Here is a 14,361-nt window from a genome sequence, read left to right as displayed (position 1 = left end):
CGATTCCATCGTTTTGCTGCGACCTGGATAAAAATGATGGTAAAGCCATAGTTAAATACATAGAATCCCCAGCACATTCATAAGTTAGCTACCATTATGCTCGAATTGCTTTACACCGCCCTTTTCTACCTTATTCAGCCTTTGATCTGGATACGGCTTTGGGTGCGCGGACGTAAGGCTCCGGCCTACCGTAAACGCTGGGGTGAACGCTACGGTTTTTACCGCCGTCCGCTAAAACCAGGCGGCATCATGCTTCACTCAGTTTCTGTGGGCGAAACGCTGGCAGCTATTCCATTAGTCCGTGCTCTGCGACATCGTTATCCCGACTTGCCGATCACGGTAACCACCATGACGCCAACCGGCTCTGAGCGCGTACAATCCGCGTTTGGTACTGACGTTCAGCACATTTATCTGCCATACGATCTACCGGATGCTTTGAACCGTTTCCTGAATAAAGTTGACCCCAAGCTGGTGTTAATCATGGAAACCGAGCTGTGGCCAAATCTGATCGCGGCACTCCATAAGCGCGGTATTCCTCTGGTCATCGCCAACGCACGGCTTTCTGCGCGTTCAGCCGCTGGCTACGCAAAATTAGGCAAATTTGTTGGTAAGCTACTGCGTCGAATTACGTTGATTGCCGCACAGAACGAAGAAGATGGCGCGCGTTTTATTACGCTTGGCGCCAGGAGCAATCAGGTCACCGTCACCGGCAGCCTGAAGTTTGATATTTCCGTCACGCCACAGTTGGCCGCCAAAGCGATTACGTTGCGTCGTCAATGGGCGCCTCATCGCCCGGTGTGGATTGCAACCAGCACGCACGATGGTGAAGAAAGCATTATCATTGCAGCCCACCAGGCGTTATTAAATCAGTTTCCTAATCTTTTGCTGATCCTGGTTCCCAGACATCCTGAGCGATTCCCGGATGCCATTAACCTCGTACGCCAGGCTGGGCTAAGCTATACCACACGCTCTTCTGGCGAAGTTCCATCCTCAGATACTCAGGTCGTTATCGGCGACACCATGGGCGAGCTGATGTTGCTTTACGGCATTGCTGACCTTGCTTTTGTCGGTGGTTCACTGGTTGAACGTGGCGGGCACAACCCACTGGAAGCCGCGGCACACGCCATTCCGGTACTGATGGGGCCACATACCTTTAATTTTAAAGATATTTGTGCTCGTCTCGAACAGGCAAGCGGATTAATCACCGTCACCGACGCAACCACGCTGGTGAAAGAGGTCTCTTCTTTACTGACCGATGCCGATTATCGTAATTTTTATGGCCGTCATGCAGTTGAAGTCCTGTATCAAAATCAGGGCGCGCTACAGCGCCTGCTGCAGCTGTTGGAACCTTATCTGCCACCCAAAACGCATTGAGGCAAATCATGCAAAAACGGGCGATTTATCCAGGAACCTTTGATCCCATAACTAACGGCCATCTTGATATCGTGACCCGTGCGACCAGCATGTTCGATCACGTGATCCTGGCGATTGCCGCAAGTCCCAGTAAAAAACCGATGTTTACCCTTGAAGAGCGCGTCGAGCTGGCGCAACAGGCAACGGCGCATCTCGGCAATGTGGAAGTTCTGGGATTCAGCGACTTAATGGCAAACTTTGCCCGTGATAATCAGGCTAACATTCTGATCCGTGGCCTGCGCGCGGTAGCAGATTTTGAGTATGAAATGCAGTTGGCCCACATGAACCGCCACCTGATGCCGCAACTGGAAAGCGTCTTTCTGATGCCGTCTAAAGAGTGGTCATTTATCTCATCGTCACTGGTGAAAGAAGTCGCCCGCCACCAGGGAGATGTGACGCACTTTCTGCCGGAAAACGTCCATCAGGCGTTAATGAGTAAACTAAAGTAATACGTCTGCCCGGATAAGACATACAGCTTATCCGGCCAGCAACGAATGTTATTTCTGACAGCGACGGCAGTAGAACGTCGTACGCTGGGCGTGTTTTGTCGCAATGATCGGCGCGCCGCATACGCGACAGGGTTCGCCTTCTCTCCCATAGACCTGCAGCTCCTGGGCAAAATAGCCCGGCTTACCGTCGCTTTGCAGGAAGTCCTTCAGCGTCGTTCCACCCTGTTCGATCGAACGCAGCAAAACCGCCTTAATGACGCGCACCAGTAGTTCGCACTCATCCTGCGACAAAGATGAGGCCAGACGGTCAGGATGGATACCCGCTGCAAACAGCGACTCGCTGGCATAGATATTACCTACCCCCACCACCAGCTTGTTATCCATCAGCCAGGGTTTAATCGCGGTTTTCTTCTTCGCGCATTTCTGCTGCAGATAACTGGCGTTGAAATCGTCGCTCAGTGGCTCTGGTCCAAGATGAGCGAGAACATTATGCCCATCGAGCTCTGTCGTCCACAGCCAGGCGCCAAAACGGCGAGGATCGGTATAGCGCAGAACTTTGCCGTTACTCATCACTAAGTCGACGTGGTCATGCTTTTCTGCCGGAAGCTCTTCAGGAAGGATACGCAAACTACCCGACATCCCCAGATGAATGATAATCCAACCATCCGACAGTTCCAGCAACAGGTATTTCGCGCGCCGCTGTACGCTGAGAACGGGTTTATCACTCAACCGGTAGATTTCCTCGGATACCGGCCAACGCAAACGACCGTTACGCACAGTCGCGTGCATAATCGTTGCCCCAACCAGATGCGGCTCAATACCACGGCGGCTGGTTTCGACTTCAGGTAATTCAGGCATAGTATCTCCGGCGATGTATCAGGTCACATTAATATGGGGACGGCCAGAAAACAAAAAACCCCGCCGAAGCGAGGTTTTTTATTACATCAAAGCGAGAATTACTTGATTTTCGCTTCTTTGTAGAGAACGTGCTGACGGACAACTGGATCGAATTTTTTCAGTTCCAGTTTTTCCGGCTTAGTACGTTTGTTCTTCGTAGTGGTATAGAAGTGACCAGTACCAGCAGAAGAAACCAGCTTGATTTTCTCACGAATACCTTTAGCCATGATTTATTTCCTCTTAGTACTTAGTACTTTTCGCCACGGGCACGCAGTTCAGACAGAACTGTTTCGATGCCTTTCTTATCAATAACACGCATACCTTTAGCAGATACACGCAGGGTGACAAAACGCTTTTCGCTCTCAACCCAGAAACGGTGAGAGTGCAGGTTAGGCAGGAAACGGCGTTTAGTCGCGTTCAGTGCGTGGGAACGGTTGTTACCGGTCACCGGACGCTTGCCAGTAACTTGGCAGACTCGGGACATGTCTATTCTCCAAAAATCAAATTAGCTCGAGCTTCGTATGGGGTATCGGCGCCTCGTCAGGCTTTACAGCCCGGTCATCGCGTAGTTCTAAGTGAACTCTCGATTGCCAGGCCCAAATGCCAAACCCGAGATTCTCAAAGGTGGCGTAGTATACGCTGACCCGGCGTTATGCTCAAGTCCCGAACAGACAAAGATCCCGATGGATCGCGTAAAGTGCGTTAAATCCAACCGCGTTCCGCAAAAGAAACGTACTCTCCGCGCCCAATGACCAGATGATCAAGCACCCGGATATCCATGAACTGACAGCATTTCACAACACGCTCGGTGATGAGTTTATCTGCTTTACTCGGCTCTGCACAACCCGAAGGGTGATTATGGGCAAGGATCACCGCTGACGCATTCATTTTTATCGCTTCACGCACAATTTCTCGTGGATGCACCTCAACATGGCTAAGCGTGCCGGAAAAAAGTTTGCTGTGTTTAATCACACGATGTTGAGAATCCATAAAGATCACCAGAAAGATCTCGCGTTCCTCTTGCGCGAGCTGGCTTTGCAGAAATTCTCGCGCCATTTCCGGGCTAAGTAACGCGCGCTCTTCCATCACTCGCACGTTATGGTAGCGCCTTGCCAGTTCGGCAATCCCTTTAAGCTGCGCATACTTCGCCAGGCCAATACCGTGAACGTGGCTAAACGCCATATAGTCTGCTGATAACAGGCCATACAGCGAACCAAAATGCTGGATCAACTCTTTTGCCAACGTCAGCACATCTTTACCCAGAATCCCGGTGCGTAAAAAAAGCGCCAGTAGCTCAACATCGCTAAGTGAACCAGCCCCCTGCGCCAACAGCTTTTCCCGGGGCATCATACGTCCTGTATTTTCCATGCTTCCCCCTCCTTTCGCGTCCGCATAGTGGCATAACGCTTGTCGCGAATCGACGCTCTGTTATCACTTCTTCGTAGCGGCTCGCAAACTGAAGCGCGGGCAAAAGCACGACTCATTGCGGATTGTGATAAAATATCCGCCTTCTGGTGAAACCCAACAGGAAAGATCATGATGAGCCTGGCCGGTAAAAAAATCGTACTTGGCGTCAGTGGCGGCATTGCTGCGTACAAAACCCCTGAACTGGTGCGTCGTTTACGGGAACGCGGCGCTGACGTCCGCGTGGCGATGACCGAAGCGGCAAAAGCGTTTATTACTCCCCTGAGCTTACAAGCGGTTTCGGGTTATCCCGTTTCCGACAGCCTGCTTGACCCCGCCGCCGAAGCCGCGATGGGCCACATTGAGCTGGGGAAATGGGCCGACCTGGTTATTTTGGCGCCTGCTACGGCAGACCTGATTGCCCGCGTCGCCGCGGGGATGGCTAACGATCTGGTTTCAACGATTTGTCTGGCAACGCCTGCTCCTGTTGCTGTGCTGCCAGCCATGAACCAGCAGATGTACCGCGCTGCCGCGACCCAGCACAATCTGAGCATTCTTGCCTCGCGAGGTTTGCTCATTTGGGGTCCTGACAGTGGTAGCCAGGCATGTGGCGATGTCGGTCCTGGACGCATGCTGGATCCGTTGACGATTGTCGATATGGCCGCAGAACATTTCTCGCCTGTCAACGATCTGCAACATCTCAATATCATGATTACGGCGGGCCCGACGCGCGAACCGCTGGATCCCGTGCGTTACATTTCCAATCACAGCTCCGGAAAAATGGGATTTGCTATCGCAGCCGCTGCCGCAAAACGCGGGGCAAACGTCACGCTGGTGTCGGGACCTGTTTCGTTACCCACACCGCCATTTGTGCAGCGCATTGATGTGATGACCGCACTGGAGATGGAAGCCGCCGTGCAATCTGTGGTGCAACAACAGCATATTTTTATCGGCTGCGCCGCAGTCGCTGATTATCGCGCCGAGACCGTCGCCCCCGAAAAAATCAAAAAACAGGCGACGCAGGGTGATGAATTAACAGTAAAAATGGTCAAAAACCCGGATATTATCGCCGGTGTTGCCGCACTGGATGCTAATCGTCCTTTTGTCGTTGGGTTTGCCGCCGAAACAAATAATGTGGAAGAATATGCCCGGCAAAAACGCATCCGCAAAAACCTTGATGTGATCTGTGCTAACGACGTTTCGCTATCAAATCAAGGGTTTAACAGCGACAGCAACGCATTACACCTTTTTTGGCAGGACGGAGATAAAATCTTACCGCTTGAGCGTAAAGAACTCCTGGGCCAATTATTACTCGACGAGATCGTGACCCGTTATGATGAAAAAAATCGACGTTAAGATTCTGGACCCGCGCGTAGGGCAACAATTTCCGCTCCCGACGTACGCCACTTCTGGCTCTGCCGGACTTGACCTGCGTGCTTGTCTTGATGACGCCGTAGAGCTGGCGCCGGGTGCAACTACGCTGGTGCCAACCGGGTTAGCCATCCACATTGCCGATCCCTCTCTGGCGGCGGTGATGTTGCCACGTTCCGGGCTGGGCCATAAGCACGGCATCGTACTGGGCAACCTGGTCGGTCTGATTGATTCCGACTATCAAGGACAATTGATGGTATCTATCTGGAACCGTGGTCAGGACAGCTTCACGATTGAACCGGGCGAACGTATCGCGCAGATGGTATTTGTACCGGTCGTGCAGGCTGAATTTAATCTGGTGCAAGAGTTTGAAGCCACCGATCGTGGCGAAGGTGGCTTCGGCCATTCCGGGCGCAAGTAACCCGCAGAAAAGTATCCCACAGCGTAATAACGCAATAACACACCGCAAACAGCCGTTTGCGGTCGCTGTGTGGATGCCTGCCTGGCAAGAGCTTATTTTCAGGGGTATTTTGTAACATGGTAGAAAAGCAAACTGCGAAAAGGAATCGTCGCGAAGAAATACTTCAGTCTCTGGCACTGATGCTTGAGTCCAGCGATGGAAGCCAACGCATCACGACAGCGAAACTGGCAGCCTCTGTAGGCGTTTCCGAAGCGGCGTTGTATCGCCATTTTCCCAGCAAGACTCGCATGTTCGATAGTCTGATTGAGTTTATCGAAGATAGTCTGATTACCCGTATCAATCTGATCTTAAAAGATGAAAAGGACACCAGCGCACGTCTGCGTCTGATCGTTCTGCTGATTTTAGGCTTCGGTGAACGTAACCCCGGTCTGACGCGCATTCTGACCGGGCATGCGCTCATGTTTGAACAGGATCGTCTGCAAGGCCGCATTAACCAGCTTTTCGAACGTATTGAGGCCCAGTTACGCCAGGTTCTGCGCGAAAAAAGAATGCGTGAAGGCGAAGGTTACACGGTGGATGAAACGCTGCTGGCCAGCCAGTTACTGGCTTTCTGCGAAGGGATGTTGTCCCGGTTTGTACGTAGCGAATTTAAGTATCGACCAACGGATGATTTTGACACCCGCTGGCCGCTGGTTGCCGCTCAATTGCAGTAACACAATTGCCGGATGGCGACTTTGTCTTATCCGGCCTGTGCAACCCGTAGGCCCGATAAGCTTAACGCCACCGGGCAATGCAGCGACGATTAAACCCCAAACTCTTCTCGGTATGCCCGCACTGCTGTCAAATGTTCTGCCATCTCAGGCTTCTCTTCCAGATACGCAATCAGGTCTTTCAGGGTAATGATCGAAATTACCTTGCAACCATAATCACGTTCCACTTCCTGAATCGCTGAAATCTCGCCACGACCGCGTTCCTGACGATCAAGAGAAATCAGTACCCCAGCAAGCGTAGCGCCATTAGCCTGAATAATCTCCATCGACTCACGAATTGCTGTTCCCGCGGTGATAACATCATCCACCAGCATGACACGCCCCTCAAGTGCGCTACCTACCAGATTACCGCCTTCACCATGGGTCTTCGCCTCTTTACGGTTAAAGCAGTACGGTAAATCTTTATCGTGGTGTTCCGCCAGCGCAACGGCAGTGGTGGTCGCAATCGGAATACCTTTGTAGGCTGGGCCAAACAGCAAATCGAACTCGATGCCGGAATCCACCAGCGCTTCGGCATAAAAACGGCCTAGCAGTGCCAGATCGCGCCCGGTATTAAATAGCCCGGCGTTGAAGAAATAGGGGCTTTTGCGCCCGGATTTCAGCGTAAATTCGCCAAACTTTAGTACCTGCTTGCTAAGCGCAAACTCAATAAACTGGCGCTGATACGGTTTCATGGATTCGCTCCTCATCTCACTTTATTACAGACAAAAAAAAGGCGACTCTTCAGTCGCCTTTAAAATCAATTTTCTAACGCCGCCTTCTGCGTCGCTACAATGGATTCGATTCCCCCTCGGGCCAATGCCAGTAGGGTGAGAAGTTCTTCATGGCTGAACGGCTCACCTTCCGCCGTGCCCTGCACTTCAATAATGCGACCATCTTCAGTCATCACTACGTTCATGTCTGTTTCTGCGGCGGAGTCCTCAACGTACTCGAGGTCACAGAGCGCTTCACCGTCGACAATGCCCACGGAAACCGCGGCAACCATCCCTTTCATCGGGTTAGTTTTCAGCTTACCGCTCGCCACCAGTTTGTTCAGCGCATCCGCCAACGCAACGCATGCGCCAGTAATCGATGCAGTACGCGTACCGCCATCTGCCTGAATAACATCACAGTCCAGCGTAATAGTGAATTCACCGAGCGTCTTCAGGTCAACAGCAGCGCGAAGTGCGCGGGCGATCAAACGCTGGATTTCCATGGTACGACCGCCCTGCTTACCTTTCGCCGCTTCACGGGCGTTACGGGTGTGCGTGGCGCGTGGCAGCATGCCATATTCTGCGGTGATCCAGCCCTGGCCCTGACCTTTCAGAAAACGTGGGACACCTTCATCGATAGAAGCGGTACACAGTACTTTAGTATCACCAAATTCGACCAGCACGGAGCCTTCAGCGTGTTTTGTATAATTACGGGTCAGGGTGACGGGACGCACCTGATTGGCACTACGACCTGCTGGACGCATGATAAAATCTCCGGCTTGAAACGAATGTGGCTGCGCATTATACGGACTTCCGACGGTTATTCCTATCCTGACAAGACGTGGATGGCTATAATCCTCCCATCTCATCTTTAAAAACAGGAACGTCTATGATCCGCAGCATGACCGCCTACGCCCGGCGTGAAATCAAGGGTGAATGGGGTAGCGCAACCTGGGAGATGCGCTCGGTAAACCAGCGTTATCTGGAAACTTATTTTCGCCTGCCGGAACAGTTCCGTAGTCTCGAACCCGTGGTTCGCGAACGCATCCGCACGCGTCTGACGCGCGGTAAAATCGAATGTACACTGCGTTTTGAGCCGGATGCCAGCGCGCAGGGCGAGCTGATTCTGAATGAAAAGCTCGCTAAACAGCTCGTGAGTGCTGCTAACTGGGTCAAAATGCAGAGTGATGAAGGTGAAATTAACCCGGTTGATATCCTGCGTTGGCCTGGCGTAATGGCAGCCCAGGAGCAAGATCTGGACGCCATTGCCGCCGAAATCCTCGCTGCGCTTGACGGTACGCTGGATGACTTTATCGTTGCGCGTGAAACCGAAGGTCAGGCGCTGAAGGCGCTGATCGAGCAGCGTCTGGAAGGCGTCAGCGCTGAAGTGACGAAGGTACGTGCGCATATGCCGGAAATTCTACAATGGCAGCGTGAGCGTCTGGTGGCCAAACTGGAAGACGCTCAGGTGCAACTGGAAAATAACCGCCTTGAGCAAGAGCTGGTGCTGATGGCACAGCGTATCGACGTGGCTGAAGAACTGGATCGCCTGGAAGCTCACGTCAAAGAAACCTACAACATTCTGAAGAAAAAAGAGGCGGTTGGCCGTCGTCTGGACTTCATGATGCAGGAATTCAACCGTGAGTCGAACACTCTGGCATCCAAGTCTATCAATGCCGAAGTGACTAACTCCGCAATTGAACTGAAAGTCTTGATCGAGCAAATGCGCGAGCAAATTCAGAACATCGAGTAATTTTGCGTACCATGCCTATGCTATCATAACGTACTAGATAGCCTGCTCAATGCAGGCTATCCGTACCTCCAGTAAGTACTGGCTTATATAAAATTGAACACTTATTTATCTGGCATATATTTGTCGTTATAAAGACTCTTCAGAATATCAACCCGAACAGCGTTGCTGCTGTTCATCTTCACGACTGTCAGTACTTCATCAGATCCCCTGAGGCGCCAGCATTCTGCCTCTATATCGCATTTTTCCTGTTTTTCATAGCCCACCATTGAGAGATATTCACTAATTTTCCACGTATCCCTGGTATTATGGAACGTCACACTCCATACATCAGCCTTAGGGCCAGAAATGTTCGTATAATTAAAGTCATATACTTGGGATATTCTCGGCATTTTTTTTAAAACTTGGGGAGTGTAATAATCATATTTGGCTTTATCAAACTCTGTATATTGTGCGTTACATGCAAGTCTCATTTTAATATTAGGCCAGAAATAAGAGCTACATATAGCTATTACCATCAGCACTATTATGACTGCCTGTTTCATATGTTTCCCTTTTTTACCAGTTAACGACCGTTCCATCTCTGGAAACTATTTTAACGTTACCAGACCTAAAGTCGCTGTAAGGTATCACTGTTCTCATGAATGAGGGTAAAACACCTTTTACAGGAAGAGCTAAAGCTGATTTCATCGGATCGGGAAATAAAATCGGTTGGAATGAGGTGTTTTTAAAAGAGCCGATTGGACCATAATAATCCCAACGTCTGAGGGCTTCCTCTTTGCTGACGGGTTGCAATAGCGGGAATGGGTTACTATATGAGACTACGCGGTAGAACCCCAGCAAATCGGATACTAAATCCTCACCACTGAAACCGCTGTCGGTGTAAAGATAAAAGGGGAAATTTGACTGTAAACCCTCAAAACGATGAGCAAGCGCCATCATCATGGAAAGCGCTATACTATATCGTTCAAATAAGCTACGCCCTTTTCTAATTCTCCATCTGATGAACTTCCCAATTATAAGCCCTCCTCTTCCCATACTTTGAGTGTATTTTACATCGTAATAATCCTTTCCTGAATGCTCGCCTTGGTGCATATCCGAGAGTAACTTTCTGACATCATCTCCTCGAGCATGTCCCATATCTATCCACCCCAAAACTTCGGTGTAGATTATCCCACTTCTTAAAATTCCAGCCTCTCTGCCATCCTGAATTTCTTCTCTGGCGCTCATATCCACCACTCCAACTGATAAAATACTGAAGATTTTGCTGTAAATGCCCCTACACACATAGAAGCGATAGCAGAGGGGGCCATTTTTCAGAATAGAGGCCGCTGAATATCAGAGTTTACTCATGATGACTTCCCTAATGGCTTCTGGCGTGTCAACTTGTCCTATGGCCGGGAAGTGATAGCTTGATGAAATATCATACGTGTCCCGCCAGTAAACGGCGGGACTACGTGTTTTTCCCGACGTTTCGCTTCCGCCTCTTCACTTCGAATTACATTTTCTCATCGTTTATTATTACACTCCACACTTTAGATAGCATGCCATAACGCATTTATGACAAATTCGCATTATCTATAGTTATTAAAATCGTTTCACCTTAGAAAATCTCAATCGTGACAATGCGCACAAATCGATAACCTTAGCCCCCAGCACATCAGGGGGAATACATGCTGTTACACGTTTTATATTTAATTGGTATTACTGCCGAAGCCATGACCGGCGCGCTTGCGGCAGGACGTCGCCGTATGGATACATTTGGCGTCATTATTATTGCCACTGCGACCGCCATTGGCGGAGGTTCGGTACGCGACATTCTTCTCGGCCACTATCCGCTTGGCTGGGTAAAGCATCCTGAATACGTCATTATTGTGGCGGCCGCTGCGGTACTCACCACCATTATTGCTCCTGTCATGCCCTACCTGCGTAAAATATTCCTTGTACTGGATGCGCTGGGCCTGGTGGTCTTTTCTATTATTGGCGCACAGGTGGCGCTGGATATGGGTCACGGGCCGATTATCGCCGTGGTCGCTGCGGTCACTACCGGCGTCTTCGGTGGCGTGTTACGCGACATGTTCTGCAAACGCATTCCGTTAGTGTTCCAGAAAGAGCTGTATGCTGGCGTTTCTTTTGCCGCTGCCGTGCTTTACATCGTGCTGCAACATTACGTCTCCAGCCACGATGTGGTGGTTATCTCTACCCTACTCTTCGGTTTTACCGCCCGCTTACTGGCGCTCCGCCTGAAGTTGGGCCTGCCAGTATTTTATTATCGCCATGAAGGCCATTAAGGCATAAAGCCCGTAATACGCTGAGCAGCCAGCCAGTTGCTCAGCGCTATGACCTCCCTGGCCTCCAGCCACTGAATAATCTGTCGTGCCCGGCGCCCCCCCATTAAAGGGAGTTGTCGCCAGCTTTGTTCATCACGGTCCTGCAATTGTTTCCACGAAGCATCCCGACTGGCATTCAGCGTTGCCTGTGTTAACGGTATTCCCATGGCTATAACCCAACGTGTGAACGGAAGATGGCGCGACAGGTTGAACTGATGCCACATCTTCTCCCCTTTGCTTACGCCTAATGTGGACTGGAGCTGCTCCTGAGTTAATCCGAGCCAGGAAAAGATATGTTCAAAGTGATACGCCTGATGAAGGTTACGCCATCCCGCCTCACCAATACCTTCTAATTCCAGCACTTCTTTCGCGCCCAGCCAAACCAGTCTGGCAATAAATTGCTCATAACACGCCGGCGTGGCATAAAAGCAGGTCATTGAATTGAAATGTCCCACAGGCGGCGTTGGCTTAGTGCGTTGAGTGCTACGCCAGACCACTTCGTCGATACGCGGGATCCCCTGTCCGGCCAGGCTTATCAGGATCCGATCTCCAGGCGCGATATCCCATTCATTCCAGCGGCGTACAGAGCCAATATTGACGCGTTGCACTCGTTTATCGTCCAGCATGACGGGTGCCAGCAGCGCGACTACGGCAATTTTCCCAGTTTTACCGACTGAAAACTGAATATCTGTGACCTCGGATACCTGAGACACGGGCGGATATTTCCATGCCGCCAGCCACTCTCCCTGCCCGGGTAACCAGTATCGCGCCTGCGGTTCTTTCCCCGATCGCACCACGACGCCATCCGTCACAAAAGGGAGTGCCGAAGTCCACCAACGGGTACGGGCATGCTCGACATCGTCCGCATTTTTCACGGGCTGGGTATAGCGTTGCGTGAAACTAAACCCGGCGGCAGTGAGTTGTTCCAGCCTTTCCGACATGACCGCCGGGCCATCAGGCCAGGCCCAGATGAAAATAGCCAACGAACGTAACAATTCCGGGTTGCTCTGGCGCATCATCATTCCAGCGACCTTTGAGCGGGCATTCATTCCCCCGCTCTGTTGCTGGATATGCCCTTCCTGCTGTAAAAATATCTCACCCTGCAACGTACTGTTTGCCAGCAGACCTTTGGAAGTGTGTGGTACGGAAGGTATCCGCAGCACCTTTTGCGTCCAGTCTTCACCTTTCAGGCCATTACCTCGGCTAATCGCTCTTACCAGATTGCCATTGCGATAGACCAGCGTGACCGCCACGCCGTCGACCTTTGGTTGTACCCAGAGATCGCTGCGCACACGCATCCATTGCTGTAACGCTTGCTTACCAGCCAGCTTGCGGACCCCCGTGTGAGGTACTGGATGCGAGACTGTGCCACTTATTGGGGGCGCAGACAGATCAGGTGGAGCTTCATCGCCAAAACAGCGCTGCCATTGGATGAGTTGCGCATTGAGCTGGTCATAAACGCCATCATCAACGGCGCTGACACCCTGTTTCCAGTAACTATCATTCCACTGTGTTATCTGCTGCTGTAATCGTGAAATTTCCTCGCTTGCCCGGGCTGGGGACCAGGCAGGGCATACCGCCCAGACCGGCAAATTCCAGACCAGTAAAACTATGCCAAGGCATTTCCATAGCCTCATGCTGCCTCCGCTAACCAATGTGTTTCCCGGCAGGTATAGCGCGGAGTGCAATCGAAACAGAGCGACAAAAATTCATCGTGCGAGCAGCCTTCCTGACATTTTCACGTGTTGCTGCAAATTGCCGATAAAACAGGAAACGGGTACGCAAAACGCAATAAACATGCGCAAAAAGTGTGACAAAGGCTACGTCACATAGCGGCTACGTGTATAATAAGCTCGTATGTAGGCTCTCTTTCGACAATCACATACATTAAGATACTCATGGCTCAAGGCACGCTTTATATTGTTTCTGCCCCCAGTGGCGCGGGTAAATCCAGCCTGATTCAGGCTTTATTAAAGACCCAACCGTTGTATGACACCCAGGTTTCTGTTTCGCACACCACGCGCGCACCGCGCCCGGGGGAAGTGCATGGTGAACACTATTTCTTTGTGAACCATGACGAATTCAGAGCCATGATTGGCAGAGACGCGTTCCTGGAACACGCTGAGGTTTTCGGTAATTACTACGGCACTTCGCGTGAGGCCATTGAGCAAGTATTAGCATCCGGCGTAGACGTCTTTTTAGATATCGACTGGCAAGGTGCGCAGCAAATTCGTGAAAAAATGCCGCATGCGCGCAGTATTTTTATTTTGCCGCCCTCTAAGATTGAGCTGGACCGCCGTCTGCGTGGTCGAGGTCAGGATAGCGAAGACGTGATCGCAAAACGTATGGCGCAAGCTGTTGCAGAAATGAGCCATTACGCCGAATATGATTATCTTATTGTGAACGATGATTTCGATACCGCCCTGGGCGATTTGAAAACCATCATTCGCGCCGAACGTCTGCGCATGAGCCGCCAAAAGCAGCGTCATGACGCTTTAATCAGCAAACTGTTGGCAGACTGAACCCACATTCAGTATCATGCCCAGTCATTTCTTCACCTGTGGAGCATTTTAAGTATGGCACGCGTAACTGTTCAGGACGCTGTAGAGAAAATTGGTAACCGTTTTGACCTGGTACTGGTCGCCGCGCGTCGCGCTCGTCAGATGCAGGTAGGCGGAAAGGATCCGCTCGTACCGGAAGAAAACGATAAAACTACCGTTATCGCGCTGCGCGAAATCGAAGAAGGTCTGATCAACAACCAGATCCTCGACGTGCGTGAGCGCCAGGAACAGCAAGAGCAGGAAGCCGCTGAATTACAAGCCGTTACCGCTATTGCTGAAGGTCGTCGTTAATCACAAAGCGGG

At 51.1% G+C, this 14,361-nt stretch carries 18 protein-coding genes; 9 read left to right on the top strand and 9 right to left on the bottom strand.

Features of this window, described 5'->3' with window-relative positions:
• Positions 1 to 96: 96 nt before the first annotated feature.
• Together waaA and coaD are read left to right on the top strand one after the other, a co-directional pair.
• The gene (gene waaA, locus ICA20_RS00730) at positions 97 to 1,374 is read left to right on the top strand and encodes a lipid IV(A) 3-deoxy-D-manno-octulosonic acid transferase (RefSeq protein WP_069323706.1); all 1,278 of its coding nucleotides are present in this window, start codon (positions 97 to 99) and stop codon (positions 1,372 to 1,374) included.
• An 8-nt stretch (positions 1,375 to 1,382) separates the two neighbouring features.
• Positions 1,383 to 1,862, top strand: a complete 480-nt coding sequence (gene coaD, locus ICA20_RS00725; protein WP_003024099.1) for a pantetheine-phosphate adenylyltransferase — start codon at positions 1,383 to 1,385, stop codon at positions 1,860 to 1,862.
• Between the two features lie 48 nt (positions 1,863 to 1,910).
• Here the strand turns inward: coaD and mutM are convergent, their stop codons facing one another.
• From mutM to radC, 4 genes are all read right to left on the bottom strand, one after another.
• Positions 1,911 to 2,720 (bottom strand): bifunctional DNA-formamidopyrimidine glycosylase/DNA-(apurinic or apyrimidinic site) lyase, encoded by an 810-nt coding sequence (gene mutM, locus ICA20_RS00720; protein ID WP_038635364.1) that lies wholly within the window; start codon positions 2,718 to 2,720, stop codon positions 1,911 to 1,913.
• Between the two features lie 98 nt (positions 2,721 to 2,818).
• Positions 2,819 to 2,986, bottom strand: coding sequence for a 50S ribosomal protein L33 (gene rpmG, locus ICA20_RS00715; RefSeq protein ID WP_003024094.1), 168 nt, complete (start codon positions 2,984 to 2,986; stop codon positions 2,819 to 2,821).
• Between the two features lie 20 nt (positions 2,987 to 3,006).
• Positions 3,007 to 3,243 (bottom strand): 50S ribosomal protein L28, encoded by a 237-nt coding sequence (gene rpmB / locus ICA20_RS00710; RefSeq protein ID WP_003024071.1) that lies wholly within the window; start codon positions 3,241 to 3,243, stop codon positions 3,007 to 3,009.
• Between the two features lie 218 nt (positions 3,244 to 3,461).
• A complete protein-coding gene (gene radC / locus ICA20_RS00705; protein WP_038635368.1) occupies positions 3,462 to 4,127 on the bottom strand; it encodes a DNA repair protein RadC in 666 nt (221 codons plus the stop codon).
• A gap of 171 nt (positions 4,128 to 4,298) precedes the next feature.
• On the opposite strand from radC, the gene coaBC reads away from it, so the two are divergent.
• The 3 genes from coaBC to slmA all read left to right on the top strand — a co-directional run bounded on the left by coaBC (position 4,299) and on the right by slmA (position 6,668).
• On the top strand, positions 4,299 to 5,519 hold the full coding sequence (gene coaBC, locus ICA20_RS00700) for a bifunctional phosphopantothenoylcysteine decarboxylase/phosphopantothenate--cysteine ligase CoaBC (RefSeq protein WP_129694987.1): 1,221 nt from the start codon (positions 4,299 to 4,301) through the stop codon (positions 5,517 to 5,519).
• A complete protein-coding gene (dut, locus tag ICA20_RS00695) occupies positions 5,497 to 5,955 on the top strand; it encodes a dUTP diphosphatase (RefSeq protein WP_038635373.1) in 459 nt (152 codons plus the stop codon). Before coaBC ends, dut begins: the two co-directional genes overlap by 23 nt.
• A 116-nt stretch (positions 5,956 to 6,071) precedes the next feature.
• Complete coding sequence (gene slmA, locus ICA20_RS00690; RefSeq protein WP_003024060.1) at positions 6,072 to 6,668, top strand: nucleoid occlusion factor SlmA; 597 nt, start codon at positions 6,072 to 6,074, stop codon at positions 6,666 to 6,668.
• Positions 6,669 to 6,757: 89 nt separating this feature from the next.
• Here the strand turns inward: slmA and pyrE are convergent, their stop codons facing one another.
• Positions 6,758 to 7,399: an orotate phosphoribosyltransferase gene (pyrE, locus tag ICA20_RS00685; RefSeq protein ID WP_038635376.1), complete on the bottom strand. Its 642-nt coding sequence runs from the start codon at positions 7,397 to 7,399 to the stop codon at positions 6,758 to 6,760.
• Positions 7,400 to 7,464: 65 nt separating this feature from the next.
• On the bottom strand, positions 7,465 to 8,181 hold the full coding sequence (gene rph / locus ICA20_RS00680; RefSeq protein WP_038635379.1) for a ribonuclease PH: 717 nt from the start codon (positions 8,179 to 8,181) through the stop codon (positions 7,465 to 7,467).
• A 125-nt stretch (positions 8,182 to 8,306) separates the two neighbouring features.
• Here rph and ICA20_RS00675 point away from each other — a divergent pair, with 125 nt between their 5' ends.
• Entirely contained in the window at positions 8,307 to 9,170 is an 864-nt protein-coding gene (locus ICA20_RS00675) for a YicC/YloC family endoribonuclease (RefSeq protein ID WP_006687630.1), read from the top strand.
• Positions 9,171 to 9,271: 101 nt separating this feature from the next.
• Here the strand turns inward: ICA20_RS00675 and ICA20_RS00670 are convergent, their stop codons facing one another.
• Together ICA20_RS00670 and ICA20_RS00665 are read right to left on the bottom strand one after the other, a co-directional pair.
• Positions 9,272 to 9,712, bottom strand: a complete 441-nt coding sequence (locus ICA20_RS00670) for a hypothetical protein (RefSeq protein WP_038635404.1) — start codon at positions 9,710 to 9,712, stop codon at positions 9,272 to 9,274.
• Positions 9,713 to 9,725: 13 nt separating this feature from the next.
• Complete coding sequence (locus ICA20_RS00665) at positions 9,726 to 10,397, bottom strand: hypothetical protein (protein WP_038635407.1); 672 nt, start codon at positions 10,395 to 10,397, stop codon at positions 9,726 to 9,728.
• Between the two features lie 443 nt (positions 10,398 to 10,840).
• On the opposite strand from ICA20_RS00665, the gene ICA20_RS00660 reads away from it, so the two are divergent.
• A complete protein-coding gene (locus tag ICA20_RS00660; RefSeq protein ID WP_038635410.1) occupies positions 10,841 to 11,458 on the top strand; it encodes a trimeric intracellular cation channel family protein in 618 nt (205 codons plus the stop codon).
• Here ICA20_RS00660 and ligB read toward each other — a convergent pair.
• A complete protein-coding gene (gene ligB, locus ICA20_RS00655) occupies positions 11,455 to 13,134 on the bottom strand; it encodes an NAD-dependent DNA ligase LigB (RefSeq protein WP_038635413.1) in 1,680 nt (559 codons plus the stop codon). The genes ICA20_RS00660 and ligB overlap by 4 nt on opposite strands.
• Positions 13,135 to 13,395: 261 nt before the next feature.
• Here ligB and gmk point away from each other — a divergent pair, with 261 nt between their 5' ends.
• Complete coding sequence (gene gmk, locus ICA20_RS00650; protein WP_038635416.1) at positions 13,396 to 14,019, top strand: guanylate kinase; 624 nt, start codon at positions 13,396 to 13,398, stop codon at positions 14,017 to 14,019.
• A 54-nt stretch (positions 14,020 to 14,073) separates the two neighbouring features.
• On the top strand, positions 14,074 to 14,349 hold the full coding sequence (gene rpoZ, locus ICA20_RS00645; RefSeq protein ID WP_000135058.1) for a DNA-directed RNA polymerase subunit omega: 276 nt from the start codon (positions 14,074 to 14,076) through the stop codon (positions 14,347 to 14,349).
• The last annotated feature ends 12 nt before the right edge of the window (positions 14,350 to 14,361 follow it).

The organism is Citrobacter sp. C5_2, assembly GCF_014596845.2.
Taxonomy (GTDB): domain Bacteria; phylum Pseudomonadota; class Gammaproteobacteria; order Enterobacterales; family Enterobacteriaceae; genus Citrobacter; species Citrobacter werkmanii.
This window is presented reverse-complemented; position numbering and strand designations above follow the sequence as displayed.

What these genes read in the sequence shown, in the direction of transcription:
- waaA (WP_069323706.1), top strand. Translation starts at nt 97, where the DNA reads ATGCTCGAATTGCTTTACACCGCCCTTTTCTACCTTATTCAGCCTTTG.
- coaD (WP_003024099.1), top strand. Translation starts at nt 1,383, where the DNA reads ATGCAAAAACGGGCGATTTATCCAGGAACCTTTGATCCCATAACTAAC.
- mutM (WP_038635364.1), bottom strand. Translation starts at nt 2,720, where the DNA reads ATGCCTGAATTACCTGAAGTCGAAACCAGCCGCCGTGGTATTGAGCCG.
- rpmG (WP_003024094.1), bottom strand. Translation starts at nt 2,986, where the DNA reads ATGGCTAAAGGTATTCGTGAGAAAATCAAGCTGGTTTCTTCTGCTGGT.
- rpmB (WP_003024071.1), bottom strand. Translation starts at nt 3,243, where the DNA reads ATGTCCCGAGTCTGCCAAGTTACTGGCAAGCGTCCGGTGACCGGTAAC.
- radC (WP_038635368.1), bottom strand. Translation starts at nt 4,127, where the DNA reads ATGGAAAATACAGGACGTATGATGCCCCGGGAAAAGCTGTTGGCGCAG.
- coaBC (WP_129694987.1), top strand. Translation starts at nt 4,299, where the DNA reads ATGAGCCTGGCCGGTAAAAAAATCGTACTTGGCGTCAGTGGCGGCATT.
- dut (WP_038635373.1), top strand. Translation starts at nt 5,497, where the DNA reads ATGATGAAAAAAATCGACGTTAAGATTCTGGACCCGCGCGTAGGGCAA.
- slmA (WP_003024060.1), top strand. Translation starts at nt 6,072, where the DNA reads ATGGTAGAAAAGCAAACTGCGAAAAGGAATCGTCGCGAAGAAATACTT.
- pyrE (WP_038635376.1), bottom strand. Translation starts at nt 7,399, where the DNA reads ATGAAACCGTATCAGCGCCAGTTTATTGAGTTTGCGCTTAGCAAGCAG.
- rph (WP_038635379.1), bottom strand. Translation starts at nt 8,181, where the DNA reads ATGCGTCCAGCAGGTCGTAGTGCCAATCAGGTGCGTCCCGTCACCCTG.
- ICA20_RS00675 (WP_006687630.1), top strand. Translation starts at nt 8,307, where the DNA reads ATGATCCGCAGCATGACCGCCTACGCCCGGCGTGAAATCAAGGGTGAA.
- ICA20_RS00670 (WP_038635404.1), bottom strand. Translation starts at nt 9,712, where the DNA reads ATGAAACAGGCAGTCATAATAGTGCTGATGGTAATAGCTATATGTAGC.
- ICA20_RS00665 (WP_038635407.1), bottom strand. Translation starts at nt 10,397, where the DNA reads ATGAGCGCCAGAGAAGAAATTCAGGATGGCAGAGAGGCTGGAATTTTA.
- ICA20_RS00660 (WP_038635410.1), top strand. Translation starts at nt 10,841, where the DNA reads ATGCTGTTACACGTTTTATATTTAATTGGTATTACTGCCGAAGCCATG.
- ligB (WP_038635413.1), bottom strand. Translation starts at nt 13,134, where the DNA reads ATGAGGCTATGGAAATGCCTTGGCATAGTTTTACTGGTCTGGAATTTG.
- gmk (WP_038635416.1), top strand. Translation starts at nt 13,396, where the DNA reads ATGGCTCAAGGCACGCTTTATATTGTTTCTGCCCCCAGTGGCGCGGGT.
- rpoZ (WP_000135058.1), top strand. Translation starts at nt 14,074, where the DNA reads ATGGCACGCGTAACTGTTCAGGACGCTGTAGAGAAAATTGGTAACCGT.